The sequence below is a fragment of the Photobacterium carnosum genome, assembly GCF_002849605.1.
Classification (GTDB): Bacteria; Pseudomonadota; Gammaproteobacteria; order Enterobacterales; family Vibrionaceae; genus Photobacterium; species Photobacterium carnosum.
This window is the reverse complement of sequence record NZ_NPIB01000036.1, coordinates 14,589-37,581: the sequence shown is the minus strand read 5'-3', so window position 1 is coordinate 37,581 and position 22,993 is coordinate 14,589. Positions and strand designations below refer to the sequence as shown.

Genomic DNA, 22,993 nt, shown 5'->3' with positions numbered 1-22,993 from the left:
CTAAATTAGCAGCATCGTGTTTGAATGCGACTGAATAAGTTGTTCGAGCTTTTTTCATTATGTACACCATTTTGATATTAAGAGTATTTTATCCTATTTAGGTGTACAAGTTCATTAAGCCACAACAATAACGCACGTAAAGTTCTCTGACTTTGATTTTTCTCAGGTTAATGATAATGAGTTTATTAGTCATTATCATAATGGGTTAAAAGCAGAGAGTAGTAAGTCAAAGTTCTTTCACTTGTTCTTAGTATTGGAAATCCTTGAAGGCTGTGAACTTTATTCTCGAATGTTTCCTGCTGGAAATATGTTCACTGACATAGAGGAAGAGAAAATTAGAAATTTAGCCAATGAATTTTTAGGTCCAAAGAAAAGTCTTTTACTAAGTTCCTTGAATCGCACTGCTAAATTCAGAAACGAAAAATTATTTGATTTAATTCGTGAGTTGGGAATATATAAAGTTAGCAGCGTAGCAGGCGAAAGAGATGTTGATTATGCAATGATTAAGAGAATTACTGATACTCGAAATAAATTATTTCACAAAAGTGAGAGTTTTGAGGATGGAGTTCTTTATTATAGCTTGTTTCCATTAGTGACTCAGATTGTTGAATTAATTCTAAAAGACCCAACTAGAATATTGTAGCAAGACGCTTATTAGGCTGCAGCTAACAAACTGTTCAAGAGTGATTCGCAACGCGTGGCATTTTTACTATGCGTTGCGTTTAGTGTTTAAGGTGGTGTGCGGAGGCTTTTGTATTGCGTTGCTCACACCTTAACAGGGCGTTACTTGATTTTTTACCAACAGGAAGATCTCATGAAAAATAATATATACGAAAATGCACAAGGAATTCTTAAAGATGATAATAAATTAAAGGAATTTGCTGAACTGAATCGATTTACAGCCGAGGCTTGCAAAGCAATTACTAGAGCGTCTTATGGAAAAGCTTGAAATGGCGTAAGAATATAAAGACTATATTTTTGCCAGTGAACGAAGTGAGGACTTTAAAGTGTACACTGCAGGGGAAGAAAAAGGCTATTCAAGAGGTCACGAAGCTGGCTTTGCGAAAGGTGCAGCCCTCGGAGTTTTAGGAACTTTGACCTTGGCTGGTTTGGCTCTTCTTACTAGGTTTCGTTAAACATAACAGATAAGGATATGTGTCGCGTAGCCGACCCATTTCGATGAATTTTAGGCACCCATTTCACATAACATCTGTAATGACTACCAAATTTATAACCTGATGAATAACCCTGTTTTTTTGTGATTAGCTTACGAAAATCACCCAAAGTGATAATTTAGGCTCGGGTAATAAGTTAACAAAATAGTAACGTTATATTAAAGCTTATTTGTAATGCTTTTTTAGGGGAAATTACTGTTTCAGGAAGATTCTTACGAACACCGATGATAATGCGCGATATTAGTGCAAATTCATTAAGCTCACACAACCATCATTAAATATTGTAGTAGTCATAAGTTTAACTTGTATACATTAACTTGAACACTTAACATATTGCAAAAGCATAATTTAACTTTCAAGAAAGTATAATCACATGAAAATAAAAATATTATCAGTGCTAGTCATGTCTGCACTAGCCATGACAGGTCAAGCACACGCTAAGACCAATACCCCTTATTTTGAACAAACATCACAAAATATTTACCAGAAAATTCAAAACAAGCTCAACGATATTAAATCGCTGGCTGAAAATAGTAACAACATAATTGTTGGTGAAGATAAACAACGTTATATTGAAATTAACAATACGCGCTACCGCTTAAATAGTGATAACTATTTGTTGTTTGATTTCCCGAGTTCATTTACCGACGAATCTAGCTTCCGTAATGTTTTTGACTTTATTCCACCGGAATGGGAACTAACATGGAATGACTTAGGTGTTGTGATTGTTAACACCCAATTCGGTAATTACGACTATGGTAATGGTTGTTTAATTGAGTATATGCCAGCGGCCACTCAATTAGATGCTGATACTCGCGTGATAATTGAAACAGCATCCTGTGCATGGAATAGCAACCTGCTGCCGTCACATTCTCCTGCCTCTCTTTCTCTTCTCGAGGCAACGCATGATACCGCCACTCTGACATGGGATAAGGTAGAAAAAGCAGATCTCTATAAAATCTACCGCGATGGTATGATGGTTGCTCAAAGTTCTGCTACCAAAAGCTTAACTTTCAAGGATATTAGCCTGTCCTCAGAAACCCGTTATAGCTACCAAATTGAAGCTTGTAACCAATATGGTTGTGCAGAAGAAAAAAGTGCAACATTAGCAATTGAAACGCTACCGACGCCAGAGGTTATCCCTAATACACCCCCTCCTCCATCACTGATTAATAACGGTACACGTACCAATATTGTTAACTGGAATGTCACTTCTGGCGCAACACATTATCAAGTATTCCGTAATGGGGAAATCATTGCCGATGATCTGACGGATGTCAGCTTTGTCGACACAGCAGCCACTGGTGTAACACAAAATACCCAATACCAGTACGCCGTTGCCGCCTGTAATGACACAGGTTGTTCTGTGCCAAGCCAAACTGCTGATGTACATACCTCAGCGATGGATAAACTAGCCATCAATGTTAAAAATATTGATCCGAATACCAATTCTGTCGGTGTGAACATTCGTAGCCAATACACCAGCAACCAAATATTCAGCGAAAACAAATCTTATTCAAAAAAAGGTATTTATGATTACGGCCGAGGGATTTACTTTAGCCAAAACGATGGCGGTAAGTATTGGGTACAGATTAATCGCCAACCAACAAACGGTCAGATCTGTCAATCAGACTCACACAACTATAAACGGACACAAGGCCAAAATGTTGTTGCTGTCCTTGACTGTTTAACGCCTGCCACCTTAACGTCACTTGTTCCACAACAGATCACCTTGCACCCGACACAAACTGATTTCTATCTGTCGATGCCGCTATTACATCGTGTGGCTGATGGTAAAGAAATTATTACGTCTTCATACATCATGACCTCTTCGAATGAAAAGGTAGTGACTATTAGTAAAAACGGCAAACTCATCCCACAGGCCGAGGGCGAAAGTATCATCACAGTACAGGCTAATCCTGAATACTATGACGTCGCTACACCGATTACTTATACTGTTCGTGTCAATGCACATCAACAATCTGTTGTGTTGCAAAACGTCGAAATTGGTCAGTCAACGCTGCTATCTCCTCGATCTGAACACCAAATTATCGCACCAAAAGCCAAAACCATGGTACGTGCCTACTTGTACGCTCAGGATGCTTCTGACACAACCATGCCAGCGGTTAATATGACACTTTCTGCAAACGGTCAAACAATGACCACTGCAATGACGTGTCCTACAGAAGCCAAAGTCGGTCCGTTTGATGCTCCAAGCTATGATCGTGCAGAAACATGTTATAGCATCATTGATGAACAAACCGCCCGAACTTTCATTGACAACAATATGGTAATGAACATCAGTACCGATACTGGTCTGTCGATGACAACCATGCCGAAAGTCAATATTCACTCCACGTTAAACCTGAAGCTAGTTCCTGGTTATAACGATCGCAGTGAAGCACTAGCACCAGACATTGATGCATTTAGTGATACGATCAAACAAGCCTATCCATTATCGACCGTCAACATCTCGGTACGTGAATCAGTAGAAACCCCTTCAGTATTGAACCAATCCTTAGATATCGTGGAGAAAATCCGCAAACTGGAAACTGATGGCCTCTCCTACTTCTATGGCCTTGTTCCGGGCGGATGCTATGGTACCGTCGGCTTAGCCTTTGTCGGTGGAACGTCTGCTGTCGGTCGTGATGCATCTTGTCCACCCTACTTACGTTCAGTATTCGTGCATGAGTTAGGACACAACTTTGGTCTTAACCATGCTCCAGGCTGTGGTAAAACTTCATCTGAAGCATTCTGGAACTCAGACGCATGGGAAGGTGTAGACCAAGGGAAACACAGTCCATCGCCCTTGTTTGATCGTACTAACAACAACGTGATATCACCAAAGGATCCATCAATCCATTCCGATTCAGATGTCATGAATTACTGTACCGGTGATCGCTTTACCCAGTACAACTACAGCAAAGTGGCTAGCCACATCAATGCAAAATCGTGGTTCTCTAACACCACAACAAACCTGCTTCAAACGACAGAACCAACACTGATGATTTCTGGTGAAATCGTTGATGGTAAAGTGTGGCTTGACCCCGTAATTATGTCTGATAACACTATGTATGAAGACAATGGCACGAGTAACTCTACATTCACCATTTTGATCAATACGACCGATGGCGCAGTGATGTATCCCGTACATTTCAATGAGATCGATCATAGCGATAAGAAGACCTTCAGCTTACAAATTCCGGCTTCGGCACATATCAATGCCATTAAAATGTTTGAAGGCGAGCATGAAGTAACGATAGAAATAAAGGGCTTGAAAGAGCAAAAAACAAAAACGATAGACCAGTCTCCACGAACTAACACTGTGGAGCTATCAGGTAGCGAAGTCATCTGGAACCACGTTAAGTATCCGTGGTTAACAGTAGTTCACATCAAAGCAGACGGTTCACGCCAAGCACTCAGCATTAATGCTACAGGCGGCAGTGTAGATCTCAGCGGATATGATTTAACACTCGGAACATTAAGTTTCAGCCTATCTAACGGGATAAGCAGTGTGATGAAAACAGAACAGCTATAACCGCTGATTGGTTGATCACATAACCTCTAACATGCCAGTGGGATCCCACTGGCATTTTTTGGTTCAGTTACAACGTTGACGAAACCAACTAAAGAGTTCGAGTATTAAATAAATAGATCATCATGTTAGGTATGACAAACATGTTTAAGTGTAATAATTACGCTTAATGTGACATTTAACCAACGTTGCAATCAGTACAACTTTGTCGTTCGATTTTATATTCAAAGACAACCACATCACCACCTTCTCCCAGTAACTCTGCTATTTCAGCCACGACTTCTTGCTCATCTTCCGCTTTAACTTGATTCGCTAGGCTTTCTTCAGTGATAAAGACGAAAGACTGGACACCCATAATTTTTTGCTTAGATACTGCCATTCCAAATAAATAGAAAATACTTGTGATAGCGATAAGAAATCTACTCACAGTGTGCTGAGTTTTTAAAGTAAAGAGATGGCTGTCCTATGTTTAACATTAATAACGAAGGGCGGTGATAATTTTAAAAGATATCAATCTTAAATAGGTTTAACTACACCAGGCTCTTTTTCTTTATTTTTTTTCAATGACCTCAGATGTTTGTAGATGGTTGCAGAGCTTATTCCGAGTTCGTGACTTACAATCTTATTGGTTATTGGTAGCTCAAATAAATCAATATCATTTAATTGTTTTATAATTTCTTGAACCTTATTTTTGCTTGATATTTCACTGTTAGTATAAACATTATTCCTAATTGGTTCGAGATGACTAGTTATCAGATTGTTTACATCCTGAGAGAAACTCTCATTTTTTCTATTTACTGGTTCAAAAAAGTTCTTCATTAGAGAATGCAGAGAAACATCAAGTGAGTAGTTCATACAAATCATGCCAATTGGAATGTTATCCTTGTTGGTGATTAGGGTCGATGAAGACTTGAACGCTTTATTGTCCTTGCTTGCATTTGAAAAATATACATCCCATTTTTCATTTGTTTTTTTGAATTCAGATAGCTTTTCCAGTGCAATATTAGTGACTGGGGCTCCAATTTTGCGGTCAGTAATATGTCCATTTATTATGTGGATAACCGAGGAATGAAGATTTTCAAAACTATGAAGTACTATCTCACAATTATCCCCAAACATAGCACCTAAGCAATCAATAAATGGTATTTGCGAACGAAGAATTACCCGATCGTCTTCAGTAAATATTTTATGTAAAACGCCTATCATAATGCCCTCCTTTTATAAAAAAACTAATATTTACATTTCCTATTATAAATAGGAAACCCCACGACTACAAAGTAAATTAAATATTTAAATAGTAAATTTATTTTTTACTTTGCGTCCATTTTAAGGATTGTGTCACATATTTTTTATGACTAAGTGGCTACATTACCCATAGTCTTACACATTGAGGGATTAAATATGAAGCTAGGTTTAGAGACAGAGTCCTATCATTTGCTATTTCAGCATAAACGAATGGATATTTTTGATTTTATTGAGCAGACATGGAAACTTGGCTTAGATGGTGTTGAAATTAACATTATTCCTGATCATAACCTTCATCCACAGTTTGGTGTTTTAGATAGTGATGATCCCACGTATCTTGCTCGTGTTAAAAACGCGATTCAATCACGTAATCTTTATTGTGAATTAGATACTCGATGGACAAATCAAGCTTCTTTGATGAAATCGATTGAGATCGCGAATGGGATTGGAGCAGATGTTATACGGACATACATTAAAGTTGATGATTTCGATCCTCTTAATTTACAACCGATCATCGAAGATATAAAGCAAATTATTCCGGTACTAAAAAAACATAGAATAAAATTATCACTTGAAAACCATGAACATGAAACATCAGATAATATTATAGAAATTATTGAAGCTGTTGATTCAGTTTGGTTTGGTGCGCATTGTGATATTGGCAACAGTATGATGACTTGGGAAGATCCTATTGAGGCTGTCCATAAATTAGCTCCTTATACAATCAGTACCCATTTTAAAGATCACATCGTTACTATGCATAACGATGAACCTGTGGTGTGTGGTGTTCCGATTGGAGAAGGATCAATAGATATTGACGAATGTTTTGCACAACTAGTTGAACATTCTTCAATTACAAGAATAAATATCGAAATATGTTATCCATACTGCGCATCTTTTTCGAGAGAAAAAGGTACAGGAGGAGTCTTCAAGTTAACCGGGGCATTTGAGGTAAAAGAACCACCTTTTGATCCTGAATTAATCAAACCAATGGACTACTACTATCCTCATAAAATATCACAGCTTGCTTTAGAAACACTAATTGACGCTCAAATTGAAGGTGTTAAACATTCAGTGGCAGTAATGAAAAAACTTCGAAATAAATACTGTAAATAAGAGAGAATAATGATTATTTCAACTATAAACGCACCAAAAGCGATAGGCCCTTATTCACAAGCTATAGTCGCTGGAAATTTGTTATTTGTTTCAGGTTGCTGCCCATTTTTACCTGAAGATGGATCTGTCTCTTCTCAAACTATTATAGAACAGTCAAAACAAGCATTAGATAACTTAAAAGCCATAGTTGAAGCATCGGGTTCTAATATGAGTAAAGTCGTTAAAACCACATGCTTTATTAGCGATATGAATAATTTTTCCGAGTTCAATGAAATCTACGCGTCATATTTTAATGGATCTTTTCCTGCCCGCTCTTGTGTGGAAGTAGCTAGATTGCCTAAAGACGTGTTGATTGAAGTCGAAGCAATAGTTAACTTAAAATAATTAAGAGGTCTATATGTTAATGAATAAATGGATACGACTTTGCTTCCTTATTTTAGGTGGCGGTACGATTTTCAAACTATCCAGTATGAAAGACGTATTCTATGTACCAATGCAACAGGATTGGGGATTAACGAATACTCAAATTGGCTTCGGATTTACAGTCTACGCTATCATTCAAACTGTAGGATTATTTCTTTCTCTTTATATTGCAGATCGTTTTTCTAAGAAAATTTTACTTCCTGTTGGACTGATTGGCGTTGGTGTTTGTGGTGCCTATCTAAGTACCTTACCTCCATTCACTGGTTACTTGATTGCGTTTGGAGGAATGGCATTCTTTGGAGAAGTTGTATACTGGCCAGTATTACTTAAAGCAGTACGCTTGTTGGGGACAAAACAAGAACAGGGACGTATGTTTGGTTTCCTTGAGGCAGGTAGAGGCATTGTTGATGTCATCATTGCATCTGGTGCACTGTTCGTATTTGTTCAATTTGGTGAGGGTAAAACAGGCATGCAAGCTGGCTTAATTTACTATACGCTGATTACTATCGCTGTAGGTATCATCACTTACTTCATCGTTGATAATGATGATGAAGTTAAAGCTACAGATTCCACAGATGCAAATACACAAGTATTTACAGGAATTAAGAATGTTATCAAATGTCCTAATTTATGGTTAGCCTCATTTGGTATATTTTTTGTCTATTCCGCATATTGTGGCCTTACTTATTTCATCCCATTCCTAAAAGACATCTATGCTCTTCCTGTCGCTCTAATTGGTGCTTACGGTATCGTTAACCAATATGGCTTAAAAATGATAGGTGGGCCGTTAGGTGGCTTCCTTGCGGATAAAGTTGCGAAGTCACCAACAATATACCTAAAGTGGACATTTCTGATTTCAGCTATAGCTATGATTGGATTCATCCAATTACCGCATGAATCAATGAATGTATATTTAGGGATGACTGCAACACTTGGTTTTGGTGCAATCATATTCTCGCAGCGTGCAATCTTCTTTGCACCAATGGATGAAATAGGCACACCTCGGCAATATGCAGGATCAGCAATGGCGTTTGGTTGCATTATTGGTTACATGCCATCGATGTTTGCTTACGCTCTTTATGGTTACTTATTGGACAACTTTGAAGGTATTCAAGGTTATAATTATGTATTTACCATCATGGTCATATTTAGCTTTTGCGGATTTATATGTGCATCAACTCTAGCTCATCGTCTGAAAAACCAAAAATTAACTCAAGATGAACTTGAGCTAACTGACAGGTAATAAATTAGTTATTTTAAATAAAGGGCCTTTGTGGCCCTTTAAAAGTAAGTGTGTGATGAAGTATATATATAAGTAACAAAGTAGAAATATAAAACACCCTACCTTATTTTAATATCATCCTATATCGACGAACTTCCCCACCCATTTTACATAACATCTGTAATGACTACAAAATTTGTAGCCCCCAAAATAAACTGTCACTTTTATCCAGACATAAAAAAGCCCGCAATTGCTTGCGGGCTTCTCTATTTGGCTCCTTCTACTGGACTTGAACCCGTGATACACGGATTAACAGTCCGCTAATCTTCCCAATAAAGATGCACCAACTGAACTAAGAAGGAATTGTTTGGAATCAGGAACCTGACTCACTTTTCTCCAGACGTAAAAAAGCCCGCAATTGCTTGCGGGCTTTTCTATTTGGCTTCACTCTACTGGACTTGAACCAGTGATACACGGATTAACAGTTCGCCAAGCTTCTAATAAAAAGAAACCAACTGAACTAAGAGGGAATTATATGGTGATAAGATCCAGTACCCTGCACTCTCGAAAGCTATTTTTACTGAATTTCAAGCGTAAAAAAGCCCGCAATTGCTTGCGGGCTTTTCTATTTGGCTTCACTCTACTGGACTTGAACCAGTGATACACGGATTAATAGTCCGCCAAGCTTCTAATAAAAAGGAACCAATTGAGCTAAGAGGGAATTGTTTGGAGTAGACAACGGGAATCGAACCCACATCACCTGTTATTTTCTTCAGACGTAAAAAAGCCCGCAATTGCTTGCGGGCTTTTCTATTTGGCTCCCTCTACTGGACTTGAACCAGTGACATACGGATTAACAGTCCGGCGTTCTACCAACTGAACTAAGAGGGAATTGTTTGGAGCAGGTAGCGGGAATCGAACCCGCATCTCAAGCTTGGAAGGCTGGAGTAATAGCCATTATACGATACCTGCGATGTATCTTTACAAATTATGGTGGTGGGAGAAGGATTCGAACCTTCGAAGGCGATGCCGGCAGATTTACAATCTGCTCCCTTTGGCCACTCGGGAATCCCACCGAAATTTAATGGTGCCGACTACCGGAGTCGAACTGGTGACCTACTGATTACAAGTCAGTTGCTCTACCTACTGAGCTAAGTCGGCACACTAATTTCTGTTTTATTGCTAAGTCGAAACTCAACAATTAAATTTGGCGGAGAGATAGGGATTTGAACCCTAGATACGCTATAAACGTATGCTGGTTTTCAAGACCAGTGCTTTCAACCGCTCAGCCATCTCTCCAATGCCGCGTATAATATAGCGCAGCCCTTCCGCTGTAAAGCAAAAAAACACAAAAAAAATCTAACTAGCTATTTATTAAGCGAAAAGTTATTGATTGGTGTGTTAATTGTGCACAATTGAACTGTTACTAATGATATAACTTGAACTATTAATATCTATTAATTGCATTATTTTATTTAAATATCACTATCGCAATAAGTCTATTTACAATATTTAACAATTTAACGAAGACATTAGCGATAATATCCGTAAAATTTAGCAATTAATTATTTACGCAAAGGCTCTCTCTATGAAGCTACGTATTTTCGTCAGTACCTTGTTACTCTCTGTTAGTCATTTAGCATCAGCACAAATTAGCCAAATTACCCCCGAGCTGACCAACATTGAGCAACACCTTGGAGGCACTGTCGCGGTAGCGGTCTATAACGCCAATACTAATACAAGCTGGAGTTACCATGGTGAACAACGAGTTCCAATGATGAGTACTTTTAAAACCTTAGCCTGTGCTGACTTATTACATCAAGCAGATACTAAGCGTGTTGACTTAAACCAGCCAATCATGATCAACCAAAGTGATATTTTAAGCTATGCGCCAGTAACCGCCGATCGTGTTGGTACAAGCATGACCTTGGCTCAACTCTGTAATGCAACCATGCTAACCAGTGATAACACGGCTGCTAATCTGGTACTTAATAATATTGGTGGTCCTCAAAGTGTCACTCAATTTATCGGTACGCTTGATGATAAAACGACCCGTCTTGATCGTATTGAACCTGAAGTGAATAATGTCAGTAAGGCTGAACTGCGTGACACCACCACCCCTATCGCTATGAATTCAACCTTATACAATTTACTCTATGGTCATACGCTATCTGAAACAGCACGGATACAATTAAAACAATGGATGATGGACAATAAAGTCTCTGATCCATTATTACGCGCCGCCTTACCCGCGGGTTGGTATATTGCCGATCGTTCAGGTTACGATAGTAACTATGGCTCACGAGGAATTACAGCGGCAGTATGGCAACAAGGTAAACAGCCCATCATGATCAGTATTTATTTAGCTCAAACAGGAAAACCAATGGCTGATCTTAATACGACGATAGCAAAAATTGGGCAATTGATTTTTACGCATTTAAAATAAATACCATAAAATGATATAACAAAGAGGGATCTTTTTAGATGCCTCTTTGGCTATTGTTTATAGCATTACTTTCAGATTAGATATCAAATGTATTTATCTATTGCAGGTCTAATGAATTTTTTTGAGATGCTGCTAACTTTTATCCATAACATTTTAAATCTATTGCACTGACTTTTTGATGTCATTACTTTATATCATCATGAATTATATAAGGATAACAATATGTTAAGTTGTCACCAACATGATTATATCGAAATAGCGTGTATGCATCATTTGAACATTGATCTAACGTTGAATGACGGTAGCCATCTTATCGGTATTGCACACGATACGTTTTATAATCAAAACCGTGAAGAGTGTATTGTATTAGTTATTAATCATCAGCAACAATTAGTCGTATTAGATGATCTTTTGTCTATGACAGCAATAATAGCAAACCCATATTTTGATACGATAAATTTCAAATAACCACTTGATTAATAATAAATTTACATTGTAAATGCTATTGATATTCATATTTATTGCTTAAAACAAAAATGGCGTTTCTATTTTAGCTAATAGAAACGCCATTTCTAATTATTGCTACCATATAGGTAATTATGCAAACTTCATTTCCCCGTTGTCATCAAGATAAAGTGCTGCTTTTGCTTGACCAATCAATTGAGCTGCATAAGACGGTGTTACAGCACGTAACTCACCTTTAACTGATAAAAAAGTACCTTCCCAAGCTTGATCGCGGTATTTGCCTGATTCTAAAATTTCGATAATAACTTTCATGATTAATCTCAACGTCTAATAAATAATAAAATAATGACAAAACCCTAAGGTACCTCGTCTTCTTTTAGAATCTACCAGCATTAAATTAATTGTCATCCCATGTAAATTGCAACGTTAGATACACAAATAGAATGAATTAAAAATCACTGTCCTAAAAAAGCGAAAATTCTCATAATATTTTATATTCGTGATTAAATCACACCATAAATAACTAATCGTAATTAATTGATTTTAAATATAAATAATCATTTAAATAGCATTGAATAATGCTATTTTATCACTGTATCTATATTTCGATAATTTATTCATTAATTATTCAACAGATACAAAATGTAAATCGCGTAAAGCAAGTTTCCATTTTTGATCAATACAACTTATCAAAACTGATAAAAAAGAGCACTTAACAACCATTCCGATGATGGATTAACAAATGATACCTATTATATTAAACATAAAAAAACCCGCGTTTAATACGCGGGTTAATAATAACTAACTAGCAATTAGGATTCGGTTAAATAGCCCAACCACCCGCGTAAAACGCAACTAATGCGATTGCGATAATTACCGTGCCGATGTTTAAACGTTTAAAATCACCTGATACCACGCGTCCAATCACTAAACTCACAAAGCCAAGCATAATGCCCGTAACAATATTGCCCGTTAGCACAATAAAAACAGCACATAACAACCCAGATAACGCATCAACAGAATCGTTCATGTCTAGCTTGCTAACATTACTTAACATCAATAAACCAACATACATTAATGCAGGAGCCGTTGCGTAAGCAGGAACCAAATAACTTAATGGCGCTAAAAATAACATCACCACAAACAACAACCCAACCGTTGTTGCTGTTAAACCTGTTTTACCGCCAGCCGCAGTACCCGCCGCAGATTCAATATAAACAGCGGCAGGTGAACCACCGACAAAGCCTGCAAAAATACTACTAACGGAATCGGCAGTTAATGCTTTACCGCCACTAATAATATTACCGCGTTCAGTCAATAAATTAGCCTGACCTGCGACTGCACGAATCGTACCTGTCGCATCAAAAATAGCCGTCATCACTAACGCAAGCACTGTCGGCAAGATCACTGGATTAAGCGCGCCCATAATATCCAGAGAACCAATTAAAGAACCTTCACCACCAAATGTCGGCAGCGCAAAGAAGCCATGGTATTTCACATTAGGATCAAATATCAGACCAAACACTGAAATAGCAACAATCACCAAGAGAATACCACCAGGCACACGACGTTTTTCAAGTCCTAGAATTGCCGCTAATCCTACTAATGACATAATCACGGGTAATGACATAAAATGACCGAAAGCGACCGGTAAACCCGCTTGTGGATTTTTAATCACTAAACCAACACCATTGGCGGCAATCAATAATAAGAACAATCCAATACCGATACCCGTACCATGTGCGATCCCTGTTGGCATGTTTCTCATGATCCAACCACGAATGCCAGTCACGGTGATCAGAGTAAATAAGACCCCCATTAAAAATACAGCACCAAGAGCAACGGGAATACTGACCCCTTGCCCAAGCACTAAACTAAAAGCCGTAAATGCCGTGAGTGATATAGCACAGCCAATAGCCATTGGTAATCGAGCCCATAAGCCCATCAGTAATGAACCAAATGCAGCAACTAAACAAGTTGCGATAAATACTGCACTTTGATTAAAACCAGCGGCACCTAACATGCTTGGTACAACAATGACTGAATATACCATGGCTAAAAAAGTTGTTAACCCAGCAATAATCTCTTGTTTAACACTACTGCCACGCTCAGATATTTGAAAATAACGATCTAAACCGCGAGTTGATGAACTTTGGGTATTAGGTGTACTGTCAGCAGACATGATGTCTTCCTATAATTTTCTGATTTTAATCCGTTCTTATTGGCTATAAATAATCAATATAGCCAACGCAAACGTTTACTTTTTTTAAAAAAGAAAAGGTTGAAGCGATTTTACCTTCAACCTTTATGTGATCTTTACCTAAATATGATACCTAGAAAGCAACCATCACCGCCACCATAAACTACTTTTTTACTCAAAAAAATAAAGCCCCCACTAACATCATAAAAAAAACTCATCATCACAATTAAAAAATATTCCTATAAAAATTGTGACGAGTATAACAAAAACCTAATAACTGATTTTTTAATAGAAAAATATTCTATATATCCTTTTTATAAGTAATGATTATATGATTTTTTTCTTTACGACTAGACGTATACTCATCATTACGAACTGAAAGAGAATGTTAGCTAATTATTTGCTCTACAGTGATTTCAATTAGTTTTATCTGTAACTTTTGATGCTTTAATATAAAGCACTAGGTGATTGCAATGAAAAACACACTTTGGCCTGCATTTATTGATGTTGTAAAACGCGACGTTGTACCTGCATTAGGTTGTACAGAGCCAGTATCTGTTGCACTAGCCGCAGCCATTGCCGTCAATAAGCTTAATATAAAACATCAAGATATTACCGCTATTAACGTTCTCGTTTCTGCTAATTTAATGAAAAATGGCATGGGTGTAACCGTACCTGGAACGGGAATGGTGGGTCTAGAAGTCGCAGCTGCAACAGGTGCAGTCGCAGGTGATTGCCAAGCCCAGTTAGAAGTGCTTAAAAATTTAACTACCGAAGATGTTGCTATCGCAAAAGCAATGATCGATAAAAAATTAGTCTCTGTTAGTGTGGCTAATGTCAGTAATATTCTGTACGCCAAAGTAACAGTATTAACAGATCATCATTCAGCAAGTGTCACTATTGCCGATAGTCATACTCATATACTGGCGATTGAAGAAGATGGCATAACGACTTATATTGCCAATCCTAAAAATACCACTCAAACAGCCCAACAAGCCGAAAATAGTAATCCTTTTATTAATGCATGTGCGCAAGATATTTTTGACTTCGCAACCCAAGCACCTTTAGCTGATATTCACTTTATTGAGCAAGCTTACCAACTTAACAACGCCCTTTCGATTGAAGGCCTACAAGGTAACTATGGTCTACAAGTGGGTGCTACTTTCCAACGTAATATTGAACGTGGCTTGCTTTCTGCTGGATTATTGACTGACGTATTACTACGTACGGCTGCCGCTTCAGATGCACGAATGGGCGGCGCGATGAAACCTGCTATGAGTAATTCAGGTTCAGGTAATCAAGGTATAGCAGCAACGATGCCTGTCGTTGTTGTCGCTGAATTTATTAAAGCGGATGAAGAACAACTTATCCGTGCATTAATGTTGTCACATTTAATGGCGATTTATATTAAAAGTCATCAAAACAAATTATCCGCACTATGTGGTGCAACGACTGCATCAATGGGTGCAGTTGCAGGTATGACATGGTTACTTGGTGGTAATATTCAGCAAATCAGCGCAGCAATCAATAGTATGATTGGTGATATCGCAGGTATGATCTGTGATGGTGCAAAAACCAGTTGTGCAATGAAAGTCTCATCATCAGCAGGCTCGGCAATCAAATCTGCATTAATGGCATTAGATGGCCTCGGTGTTACAGGAAATGAAGGAATTGTTGCACATGACGTTGACAGCACTATCCGCAATCTTTCAGCATTAGCTAACGGTTCAATGACACAAACAGATATTCAAATCCTTGATATCATGATTAATAAATAACCATACATTCTCTAATGTAGTGGCGAACTCCTCTAGATTTATAGAAAAAGTCAGATAACTTGTTTGCTTTTTTATGTTTATCTAGAGGATTATATTGTCTTATTTCGATAATCCTCAGCAAAAAACAGTTAAAACCGCATTTATCTCCTTATCAATATTCCTTTTAGCTATATGTAATTACCTCTAGTTATTTAAAAAACACGTCATTAGCGCAATAATCCTCTCATAAACAGCGTAAACACTATTAGAAAAACCGCCATCTACATCAATAATAATCGTACGATCCTACACTTTGTCATTCTGACATTTTGTGTGTTTTATGCTTCGCGACCATTTTTGATACGTGGTTCTAAAATATTTAAAAAACATAAACTTAAAGCATATTTCACGAGCAAACCACACTCTTTTTTACTGCTATTTGGTTATAGTTTGACTACTTTATATTTCTAACAAAACGCAAACAAGGTCGGCAATGCTGGCTTCAAAATAATAAGCCAAACACGGTGTTTTGGTTAACTATTCAAGGCTGAAATTGATATGAACCAAACAGTCAATATATCTCCAACTACAGAGAAAACGCCCCTACATGTTCGAGCTAATATGAGCAAAGAACAATGGCAACAAGCGATCAAATTTGACAATATCGACATCGGTTGGATTGTGATGAGCATTGGTATGGCCGTTGGTGCGGGTATCGTATTCTTACCGGTTCAAGTTGGCGTTATGGGATTATGGGTATTTTTACTTTCAGCCGTGATTGGTTACCCTGCAATGTATTTATTCCAAAAACTATTTATTAATACATTAGCTGAATCAAAAAAATGTACCGATTACCCTGGGGTTATTTCTGGTTATTTAGGTAAAAACTGGGGAATTGCATTAGGTATATTATATTTCTTAATGCTAGTAATTTGGGTATTAGTTTATTCTTTGACTGTCACCAATGATAGTGCCTCTTATTTATATTCTTTTGGTATAACGAAAACCCATCTTAATGATAATGTTTTTTATGGCTTAGCACTGATTAGCTTATTAAGTTATATCGGCTCTAAAAGTGAAAAGTTCTTATTTAAAATATCTGGCTTTATGGCGGTTACAGTACTGATTTTAGTTGCTGTTATGGGGGTTTTATTAGTCCCACAGTGGAGTCTTGCTAATGTTACCCCAGTTGAAAATTGGGGGTTAATGCTTAAAAATGCCATTATTACATTGCCATTTACTCTTACATCGATTCTATTTATTCAATCATTGAGCCCAATGGTTATTTCTTACCGCTCACATGAAAAATCGATTGAAGTAGCACGCTATAAAGCAACCCGCGCAATGAAAATCGCCTTTACTATTTTATTTGTTATCGTATTTTTCTTTGCGGTGTCGTTTACTTTCGCTATTAACCAAGCTGAAGCGAAACACGCCATGGGACTGAATATTTCAGCACTTGCAATGATTGCGCATTACTTCCCTGGTAGCTCTGCAACAATTGTCGGTATCGTGATCAATATATTTGCAGTAGTAACATCATTCTTTGGGGTGTTTCTGGCCTTTAAAGAAGCCTGCCGTGGTTTAGCTATGAATGTATTAGAACGTAAATTTGAAACCAGCAAGATTAGCCGTGAGCTTGTCGATAAAATTACGACTGTATTTATCATTCTGGTTGCGTGGGGCGCTGTTGCTTTAAACCTACCGATCCTATCATTCACATCTATTTGTTCTCCTATATTCGGTATTGTAGGCTGCTTAATTCCAGCGTATTTAGTCTATCAAGTACCTCATTTGCACAAATATAAAGGCACAGCAACTAACCTTATTATAGTGACTGGTATTTTACTGTGTATTTCACCATTACTAGCTTTTGTTTAAAAAACAGTTTTATTTAAATAAAAAAACGCCGCAATTATAATAATTGCGGCGTTTTTCTTTATATTTATACAGAGCAACACCGGTCAATACAGATTAAGCGGTAACTGCATCAATTTGTTTCTTCGCTTTCGCACGTTTCTGTGCCAATGCCACACCAGATAACACCATAACGCCACCAATATAATGATAGCTATGTAACTGCTCACCTAACATCACACTCGCAATACCTGCAGCCATAATAGGTAATAGGTTCATAAACATTGCCGTTCTATCTGCACCTAAACGTTCAATACTTTGCATCCATAACCATGGCGCTAATACTGAAGCTAATAATGCCGCATACAGAATTAACGGAGCAGCGGCAGCAGTAATCGCCATACGATGACTGGTTAATAATAATGGGGTTAACATCGCCACCGCAAATAAGCACTGCACATACACTGAGTGCCAATTTGATATCGGCATTTTCCAGCGCTTAAGTAACACGCAATATAATGCATACACCACAGCAGCAAGCAGCATTAAACCATCACCTTGTTTAATGCCCTGACTGATCAAATTAGTGATATGGCCATGGCTTAACATCAATACCAATCCACTTAATGATAAAACCGCACCAATAAGAGCGAAAGGTGATAAACGCTGACCAAGTAATGGCACACTTAAAAACATACTCACTAATGGCACTAACGAAATAATCAATGCAATATTGGTCGCACTCGTGGTTGCAGCAGCAAAATACCCTAGTGATTGATTAAGTACCATGCCCAGTAAGGCTAAAAAAGCTAACTTACTTAAATACGGTTTAATAATGACTCGTTCACGCCACACAGACTTAATTAAAAAAGGGGTTAGCGCGATCAAAGCAAAAAACCAACGATAAAATGAAATGGCGCCAGGATCGATAACACTGAATGCCATTTTATTGACAATGGCATTCCCTGCCCAGATTGCAACAGTAAAAAAAGGTAATAAATAGAACATTGTCGGCCTTAGATAAAACAGTTATTTCAATAAAAGCCATTGAAATAAAGAACGCCGCCATTCTGTCACTTCCTATGAGAAATATATATCTGTAATCAGACATAAAAAACGCTTAGTCGGACATTTATTAATTAAAATAATAAAAAACCCTAATCATCTTACTCTTTAGTTATAAGTAATATGTTTAGGGTCTAAAATACTATTTTAAAAATAAAAAATGACTATTTATCGGTCGTTAATACGTCTTGTTCACAGAACATGGTTGCCGCTAATCGAGCAAGATTATAAGCATCAACATAACCTGAATGCTGACGCCCTTCCCAAGTTACACCTGCAATTTCCATTGCGGCGCGTTGCCCTAAGCGTTTATTGGTAACATGACGTTGTAATTTAAAAAGCGTCGCTAAATTCAAATACTCACGAAAGAGTACTTTTAATTCTTTAGCATCACATTCTTTCTTTAAAATACGATCATCATGGCCCCAAGCTGCATAAATTTTATGCCGACCACCAAATTTTTGTTCAATCGAACGTAAAATAGTCTCTAATGGTTTACCATTTTTCTCAATAAGATCTGGCTTAATACCCGTTAATTCAGTACAAAACGGCGAAATTTCATCATGTACAGGTTTTACATAATGTTGCGCACGTCGCACAATACGGCCCGTATTTAAATCCAGTTCCGCCACTCCAATTTCGATGATTTCACCAGTTCGCGATGTACGGCCATCATTCCAGCAGCACATTTCGAGGTCAAAACAGACAATACGATCAAAATTCATTAAGTTATCCAAGAGTCACGGAGTAAAACGGGCGCAGATAATACCATTTTGTCACTATCGGTTCATCCTTCCTCGTGAGATTATTTATGAAATATGACTTGATGGATATTTGGATCGCGAAGCAAATTTTTAACCACTAAGGGGTTAATTACTGCGATTGTAGAAGAGACTCCAGCCCACCCATCATTATTCATTTCTAATTCAATATAAGCAATATGGTTTTTTACTAATAAGTATGTGATTTTTCCCGCAGATAAATATGTCGGAGAGATAACTGAATCAATAACAAATTGAATATTATTTTGTAAGCTTGGCTTTATTGTTTTTGGTAGTTTTTTAACGACAAACGGAGAGTTATTAAAAGGATTTATGCCGCCAACTTGACTGTAATTAATCATGGCTTGACGATACGTTTGAATATTTACTGGTAAGATAACGGTATTGAGATGTAGTCGTTGGCTGTGATTGTTATTTTGTGAATTAGCGACTACCGATGATGGAGAGGATTTTGATTGTTCGCTTGAATAGCATCCTATGAGTGAAAGGCATAATCCAATGCTGATGATGCTATAAATATATCGTTTTTTAATCATAATTATTGTCTTTTTTGTGGATGTAAGATTTGAATATAAATGAGTATGGCTACATCCAATTAAAAATCAATTAACACCCGATAGAAATACTAATGTACCAACTTACCTTCTGCTATTGCTTATGTTTTTTCATCATCACGCTATATCACTTCACATTAAATTTGAATGATATTACAACGAAGACAAATAGAAATTAAAGCGATATTGCTTTCAAACTATTTACGCTCCCGCAAAAATTATATCTGGTGTTTAACTTCGCCATGTATCAGTCAAAATTTTCGATAAAACCTTCTTTAATTCAATATCACCAATAAAAGTATATATATAACCCATTGCATCTATTCTACTTATTGACTGGTATACTCTTAAATTCGTAATACTGTTTAGATCTGATTATGACAACTATTTACAACCCAATTATTGACAATAATAACCCACCTGATGATATATTTTTTGTTCATGAGATATTTGAACCCGATACTAGTACCTTGAGTCATATCCATTATTGGGGACAGCTTCACCTTGTTACCAACGGTATTATTGAACTCAGCACCCACAATAATCGCTTTTTAGCGCCCCCTCGTTATGCGTTGTGGATCCCTGCAAAGATCGAACATAAAAGCTATATTCGTCGTAGTCTTAATTATTGTTCAATGAACATTTGCGCGCCGTTATCTGATCAGCTTCCCGCTTATCCATGCTTACTTGAAGTCACCGACGTGATAACTGCCATTATCGAGGATTTACGTCAACGCCAGATTATGGTTGCAACAACAGAACAAGATAAGCGCTTAATCACCGTACTATTTGATCAAGTACTATTATGTAAAGAACACGACCAATTTCTACCCACCAGCGAAGATAAGCTATTACAGCCAATTTTAGTTGAACTAGAACATAACCCAATCAATAATCTGTCACTCACCCAATGGGCACAGCTACTGCATACAACAGAACGAACATTGGCTCGCCATTATAAAAATAAATTGGGAATCAGTTTTACTGAGTGGCGACAACGACGTAAATTTATCTATTCACTCCATTTACTGCGCCAAGGTATGTCCGTCAATGAAACCGCATTAACCTTGGGTTATCACCAAGCCTCGCCCTTTATTACGTTATTTAAAAAATATGCAGGTGCCACGCCAGATCAATATCGCTTACGGCTAGATTAATCCACCTTCGTCGAGCACTTATAGCGCCCAAGCACCCTATAATTCCCCATATAAAGTGCTTTTCTTATTACTGCAATCAAAAATAAACACCATTAGCGCCCGTTCTGTGCGCTAGATCTCCTTATCCCTATAGCCAACCTGAGAGTTAAATCACAACTCATTTGGCTGGTTACAAATGTCCAGTAAATGCACCCTTTATCCCATACCGATAATTGTTTTAGCCGCACATAATAGCCCCAACAAAACGGCTTACCGCCATCTTAAACCTGTTATGTTCTTGTCCTTGTACGTGGCCAAATTTATCATAACGAAATGGAGTTATTCTTATGAAAAACCAATTGTCGCAACTAAAACGGCACCTATTAACAGGTACCAGTCACATGTTACCTTTCGTTGTTGCTGGTGGTGTATTACTTGCATTATCAGTAATGCTAGGTGGTAAAGGCGCAGTTCCTCAAGGTGTTTTCCTTGAAGGCCTTTGGGACATGGGTATCGCAGGTTTCACATTATTCGTACCAGTGTTAGGTGGCTACATTGCTTACTCTATCGCTGACCGCCCAGCACTTGCACCGGGTATGATTGGTGCTTACCTTGCTAACCAAGTTAACGCGGGTTTCATCGGGGCCATCATTGTTGGTTTCATTGCGGGTTACGTCGTACTACAACTAAAACGTATTCCGTTATCAAATAAACTAAAAGCCATCTCAACCTATTTCATTCTTCCTATTGGTGGCACGTTTATTGTTTCAGGTCTTGTTATCTGGGTTATTGGTGCACCAATTGCAATGGCAATGGAAGGCATGAACACTTGGCTTCAAGGCATGGCGGGTACATCTAAAGCATTCTTGGGTGTAATTCTAGGCGGTATGACAGCCTTTGATATGGGTGGCCCAATCAATAAAGTAGCAACCTTATTCGCTCAAACACAAGTTGGTACTCAACCTTGGTTAATGGGTGGCGTGGGTGTTGCTATCTGTGTACCACCACTAGGTATGTTCCTTGCTACTCTTTTATCTCCTAAGCGTTACTCTGATGAAGAGCGTGAAGCAGGTAAAGCCGCTGGCATCATGGGTTGTATCGGTATCACTGAAGGTGCAATCCCATTCGCAGCCTCTGATCCAGTCCGTGTAATCCCGTCAATCGTGGTGGGTGGTATCGTCGGTAACGTCATCGCATTCTTATTCGGTGTCCTAAACCACGCACCTTGGGGCGGTCTGATTGTCCTACCCGTTGTTGATGGTCGTATCTTCTACGTAGTCGCCATTATTGCAGGCTCGGTAACAACAGCCTTAATGGTTAACTTCCTTAAGAAACCTATCGCAGACCGTCAAGAAGAAAAAGCGCCAACCGCAGCTTCTGACGACCTAGACCTAAGTTTTGATTAATAACATCGCATTCATTTATCAACGCGTTTATCGCATTAAATAACAAATTTGGAGATTCACATGAAATTATTAGCTATCACTTCTTGCCCATCAGGTGTTGCACATACATACATGGCAGCTGAAGCTTTAGAAATCGCAGCAAAAGCGAAAGGCTGGGATGTTAAAGTTGAAACCCAAGGTTCTATCGGTATTGAAAACGAAATCACCATGAGTGACGTTGCTGACGCTGATATTATTATCCTAACCAAAGACATCGCAATTAAAAACGAAGAGCGTTTCGCTGGTAAGAAGATTGTACGTGTCGGTGTTGCAGACGCAGTAAAGAAAGCACCACAAATCATGGATAAAATTGAAGCGCATTTAGCTCAAGCTTAATCGCGCCATCCGGCACAATTAAATGAATGCCAGATGATTTCCCCCTCAAACAAAGCCACCTTAGATCACATTATTTAAGGTGGCTTTTTATATAACAGCTAAAACAGCCACATCGCCAAAATAAACTGGTATCAAGATAACACTTCCCACAGCATTATATCGCATCCCATTACCAGCTAAATGATAATGTGCACATTCACACATAGGGGACATTTAGTGGTCTCTATTAGTTAG

The 22,993-nt window shown here is 37.9% G+C and carries 20 protein-coding genes and 8 tRNA genes; 13 read left to right on the top strand and 15 right to left on the bottom strand.

The window, feature by feature from the left end; genetic code table 11:
* The first annotated feature begins 241 nt into the window (after nucleotides 1–241).
* The 3 genes from CIK00_RS19810 to CIK00_RS19800 all read left to right on the top strand — a co-directional run bounded on the left by CIK00_RS19810 (nucleotide 242) and on the right by CIK00_RS19800 (nucleotide 4,713).
* Nucleotides 242–643: a hypothetical protein gene (locus tag CIK00_RS19810; RefSeq protein ID WP_144043191.1), complete on the top strand. Its 402-nt coding sequence runs from the start codon at nucleotides 242–244 to the stop codon at nucleotides 641–643.
* Nucleotides 644–814: 171 nt separating this feature from the next.
* Nucleotides 815–949 (top strand): hypothetical protein, encoded by a 135-nt coding sequence (locus CIK00_RS21640; protein WP_267893092.1) that lies wholly within the window; start codon nucleotides 815–817, stop codon nucleotides 947–949.
* A 599-nt stretch (nucleotides 950–1,548) separates the two neighbouring features.
* Nucleotides 1,549–4,713 carry a chitinase N-terminal domain-containing protein gene (locus CIK00_RS19800; RefSeq protein ID WP_101770276.1) on the top strand — a complete coding sequence of 1,055 codons (3,165 nt, stop codon included), beginning with the start codon at nucleotides 1,549–1,551 and terminating at the stop codon, nucleotides 4,711–4,713.
* Between the two features lie 175 nt (nucleotides 4,714–4,888).
* Here CIK00_RS19800 and CIK00_RS21205 read toward each other — a convergent pair whose 3' ends face one another.
* Together CIK00_RS21205 and CIK00_RS19795 are read right to left on the bottom strand one after the other, a co-directional pair.
* A complete protein-coding gene (locus CIK00_RS21205) occupies nucleotides 4,889–5,137 on the bottom strand; it encodes a hypothetical protein (protein ID WP_144043190.1) in 249 nt (82 codons plus the stop codon).
* Nucleotides 5,138–5,226: 89 nt separating this feature from the next.
* On the bottom strand, nucleotides 5,227–5,916 hold the full coding sequence (locus tag CIK00_RS19795; RefSeq protein ID WP_101770275.1) for a helix-turn-helix transcriptional regulator: 690 nt from the start codon (nucleotides 5,914–5,916) through the stop codon (nucleotides 5,227–5,229).
* A gap of 195 nt (nucleotides 5,917–6,111) precedes the next feature.
* Between CIK00_RS19795 and CIK00_RS19790 the strand changes: the two genes are divergently transcribed.
* From CIK00_RS19790 to CIK00_RS19780, 3 genes are read left to right on the top strand one after another with little or no spacing between them, the layout of a single operon-like run.
* Nucleotides 6,112–7,071 (top strand): sugar phosphate isomerase/epimerase family protein, encoded by a 960-nt coding sequence (locus CIK00_RS19790; RefSeq protein WP_101770274.1) that lies wholly within the window; start codon nucleotides 6,112–6,114, stop codon nucleotides 7,069–7,071.
* A gap of 9 nt (nucleotides 7,072–7,080) precedes the next feature.
* A complete protein-coding gene (locus tag CIK00_RS19785; protein WP_101770273.1) occupies nucleotides 7,081–7,455 on the top strand; it encodes a RidA family protein in 375 nt (124 codons plus the stop codon).
* 19 nt (nucleotides 7,456–7,474) lie between these two features.
* Complete coding sequence (locus CIK00_RS19780; RefSeq protein WP_101770281.1) at nucleotides 7,475–8,737, top strand: MFS transporter; 1,263 nt, start codon at nucleotides 7,475–7,477, stop codon at nucleotides 8,735–8,737.
* Between the two features lie 250 nt (nucleotides 8,738–8,987).
* Here the strand turns inward: CIK00_RS19780 and CIK00_RS19775 are convergent.
* The 8 genes from CIK00_RS19775 to CIK00_RS19750 form a co-directional block, all read right to left on the bottom strand.
* Nucleotides 8,988–9,078: transfer RNA gene (locus CIK00_RS19775), tRNA-Asn, on the bottom strand.
* A gap of 77 nt (nucleotides 9,079–9,155) precedes the next feature.
* A tRNA-Asn gene (locus tag CIK00_RS21385) sits at nucleotides 9,156–9,247 on the bottom strand.
* Between the two features lie 99 nt (nucleotides 9,248–9,346).
* Nucleotides 9,347–9,438: transfer RNA gene (locus tag CIK00_RS21380), tRNA-Asn, on the bottom strand.
* A gap of 93 nt (nucleotides 9,439–9,531) precedes the next feature.
* Nucleotides 9,532–9,607 (bottom strand) — tRNA-Asn (locus CIK00_RS19770).
* A 6-nt stretch (nucleotides 9,608–9,613) separates the two neighbouring features.
* Nucleotides 9,614–9,688 (bottom strand) — tRNA-Gly (locus CIK00_RS19765).
* Nucleotides 9,689–9,707: 19 nt separating this feature from the next.
* Nucleotides 9,708–9,792, bottom strand: a tRNA-Tyr gene (locus CIK00_RS19760).
* 9 nt (nucleotides 9,793–9,801) lie between these two features.
* Nucleotides 9,802–9,877, bottom strand: a tRNA-Thr gene (locus tag CIK00_RS19755).
* Nucleotides 9,878–9,924: 47 nt separating this feature from the next.
* A tRNA-Ser gene (locus tag CIK00_RS19750) sits at nucleotides 9,925–10,015 on the bottom strand.
* Nucleotides 10,016–10,304: 289 nt separating this feature from the next.
* On the opposite strand from CIK00_RS19750, the gene bla reads away from it, so the two are divergent.
* Together bla and CIK00_RS19740 are read left to right on the top strand one after the other, a co-directional pair.
* The gene (bla, locus tag CIK00_RS19745) at nucleotides 10,305–11,162 is read left to right on the top strand and encodes a class A beta-lactamase (RefSeq protein WP_101770272.1); all 858 of its coding nucleotides are present in this window, start codon (nucleotides 10,305–10,307) and stop codon (nucleotides 11,160–11,162) included.
* Between the two features lie 222 nt (nucleotides 11,163–11,384).
* The gene (locus CIK00_RS19740) at nucleotides 11,385–11,630 is read left to right on the top strand and encodes a Rho-binding antiterminator (RefSeq protein ID WP_101770271.1); all 246 of its coding nucleotides are present in this window, start codon (nucleotides 11,385–11,387) and stop codon (nucleotides 11,628–11,630) included.
* A gap of 129 nt (nucleotides 11,631–11,759) precedes the next feature.
* On the opposite strand, the gene CIK00_RS19735 is transcribed toward CIK00_RS19740, so the two are convergent.
* Together CIK00_RS19735 and CIK00_RS19730 are read right to left on the bottom strand one after the other, a co-directional pair.
* On the bottom strand, nucleotides 11,760–11,939 hold the full coding sequence (locus tag CIK00_RS19735) for a hypothetical protein (RefSeq protein WP_101770270.1): 180 nt from the start codon (nucleotides 11,937–11,939) through the stop codon (nucleotides 11,760–11,762).
* Between the two features lie 511 nt (nucleotides 11,940–12,450).
* The gene (locus CIK00_RS19730) at nucleotides 12,451–13,809 is read right to left on the bottom strand and encodes an NCS2 family permease (protein ID WP_101770269.1); all 1,359 of its coding nucleotides are present in this window, start codon (nucleotides 13,807–13,809) and stop codon (nucleotides 12,451–12,453) included.
* Between the two features lie 491 nt (nucleotides 13,810–14,300).
* Here CIK00_RS19730 and CIK00_RS19725 point away from each other — a divergent pair, with 491 nt between their 5' ends.
* Both CIK00_RS19725 and CIK00_RS19720 read left to right on the top strand, forming a co-directional pair.
* Nucleotides 14,301–15,605 (top strand): L-cysteine desulfidase family protein, encoded by a 1,305-nt coding sequence (locus CIK00_RS19725; protein WP_101770268.1) that lies wholly within the window; start codon nucleotides 14,301–14,303, stop codon nucleotides 15,603–15,605.
* 600 nt (nucleotides 15,606–16,205) lie between these two features.
* Nucleotides 16,206–17,465, top strand: a complete 1,260-nt coding sequence (locus CIK00_RS19720; protein WP_101770280.1) for an SLC5/6 family protein — start codon at nucleotides 16,206–16,208, stop codon at nucleotides 17,463–17,465.
* 93 nt (nucleotides 17,466–17,558) lie between these two features.
* Here CIK00_RS19720 and CIK00_RS19715 read toward each other — a convergent pair whose 3' ends face one another.
* The 3 genes from CIK00_RS19715 to CIK00_RS19705 form a co-directional block, all read right to left on the bottom strand.
* Nucleotides 17,559–18,449: a DMT family transporter gene (locus CIK00_RS19715; RefSeq protein ID WP_101770267.1), complete on the bottom strand. Its 891-nt coding sequence runs from the start codon at nucleotides 18,447–18,449 to the stop codon at nucleotides 17,559–17,561.
* A 221-nt stretch (nucleotides 18,450–18,670) separates the two neighbouring features.
* Nucleotides 18,671–19,231, bottom strand: a complete 561-nt coding sequence (locus CIK00_RS19710) for a 3'-5' exonuclease (protein ID WP_101770266.1) — start codon at nucleotides 19,229–19,231, stop codon at nucleotides 18,671–18,673.
* Nucleotides 19,232–19,311: 80 nt separating this feature from the next.
* Nucleotides 19,312–19,824, bottom strand: coding sequence for a hypothetical protein (locus CIK00_RS19705; RefSeq protein ID WP_101770265.1), 513 nt, complete (start codon nucleotides 19,822–19,824; stop codon nucleotides 19,312–19,314).
* 395 nt (nucleotides 19,825–20,219) lie between these two features.
* Between CIK00_RS19705 and CIK00_RS19700 the strand changes: the two genes are divergently transcribed.
* From CIK00_RS19700 to CIK00_RS19690, 3 genes are all read left to right on the top strand, one after another.
* Entirely contained in the window at nucleotides 20,220–20,999 is a 780-nt protein-coding gene (locus CIK00_RS19700) for an AraC family transcriptional regulator (RefSeq protein ID WP_101770264.1), read from the top strand.
* Nucleotides 21,000–21,325: 326 nt separating this feature from the next.
* Nucleotides 21,326–22,384, top strand: a complete 1,059-nt coding sequence (locus CIK00_RS19695) for a PTS fructose transporter subunit EIIC (RefSeq protein WP_045038524.1) — start codon at nucleotides 21,326–21,328, stop codon at nucleotides 22,382–22,384.
* A gap of 60 nt (nucleotides 22,385–22,444) precedes the next feature.
* The gene (locus CIK00_RS19690) at nucleotides 22,445–22,759 is read left to right on the top strand and encodes a PTS fructose-like transporter subunit IIB (RefSeq protein ID WP_101770263.1); all 315 of its coding nucleotides are present in this window, start codon (nucleotides 22,445–22,447) and stop codon (nucleotides 22,757–22,759) included.
* The last annotated feature ends 234 nt before the right edge of the window (nucleotides 22,760–22,993 follow it).

Excerpts from the sequence above, each read along its gene's own strand:
- CIK00_RS19730 (WP_101770269.1), bottom strand. The coding sequence starts at position 13,809 with ATGTCTGCTGACAGTACACCTAATACCCAAAGTTCATCAACTCGCGGT.
- CIK00_RS19695 (WP_045038524.1), top strand. The coding sequence starts at position 21,326 with ATGAAAAACCAATTGTCGCAACTAAAACGGCACCTATTAACAGGTACC.
- CIK00_RS19700 (WP_101770264.1), top strand. The coding sequence starts at position 20,220 with ATGACAACTATTTACAACCCAATTATTGACAATAATAACCCACCTGAT.
- CIK00_RS21640 (WP_267893092.1), top strand. The coding sequence starts at position 815 with ATGAAAAATAATATATACGAAAATGCACAAGGAATTCTTAAAGATGAT.
- CIK00_RS19720 (WP_101770280.1), top strand. The coding sequence starts at position 16,206 with ATGAGCAAAGAACAATGGCAACAAGCGATCAAATTTGACAATATCGAC.
- CIK00_RS19790 (WP_101770274.1), top strand. The coding sequence starts at position 6,112 with ATGAAGCTAGGTTTAGAGACAGAGTCCTATCATTTGCTATTTCAGCAT.
- CIK00_RS19725 (WP_101770268.1), top strand. The coding sequence starts at position 14,301 with ATGAAAAACACACTTTGGCCTGCATTTATTGATGTTGTAAAACGCGAC.
- CIK00_RS19715 (WP_101770267.1), bottom strand. The coding sequence starts at position 18,449 with ATGTTCTATTTATTACCTTTTTTTACTGTTGCAATCTGGGCAGGGAAT.
- CIK00_RS19795 (WP_101770275.1), bottom strand. The coding sequence starts at position 5,916 with ATGATAGGCGTTTTACATAAAATATTTACTGAAGACGATCGGGTAATT.
- bla (WP_101770272.1), top strand. The coding sequence starts at position 10,305 with ATGAAGCTACGTATTTTCGTCAGTACCTTGTTACTCTCTGTTAGTCAT.
- CIK00_RS19735 (WP_101770270.1), bottom strand. The coding sequence starts at position 11,939 with ATGAAAGTTATTATCGAAATTTTAGAATCAGGCAAATACCGCGATCAA.
- CIK00_RS19740 (WP_101770271.1), top strand. The coding sequence starts at position 11,385 with ATGTTAAGTTGTCACCAACATGATTATATCGAAATAGCGTGTATGCAT.
- CIK00_RS19710 (WP_101770266.1), bottom strand. The coding sequence starts at position 19,231 with ATGAATTTTGATCGTATTGTCTGTTTTGACCTCGAAATGTGCTGCTGG.
- CIK00_RS19690 (WP_101770263.1), top strand. The coding sequence starts at position 22,445 with ATGAAATTATTAGCTATCACTTCTTGCCCATCAGGTGTTGCACATACA.
- CIK00_RS19785 (WP_101770273.1), top strand. The coding sequence starts at position 7,081 with ATGATTATTTCAACTATAAACGCACCAAAAGCGATAGGCCCTTATTCA.
- CIK00_RS19705 (WP_101770265.1), bottom strand. The coding sequence starts at position 19,824 with ATGATTAAAAAACGATATATTTATAGCATCATCAGCATTGGATTATGC.
- CIK00_RS19780 (WP_101770281.1), top strand. The coding sequence starts at position 7,475 with ATGAATAAATGGATACGACTTTGCTTCCTTATTTTAGGTGGCGGTACG.
- CIK00_RS19800 (WP_101770276.1), top strand. The coding sequence starts at position 1,549 with ATGAAAATAAAAATATTATCAGTGCTAGTCATGTCTGCACTAGCCATG.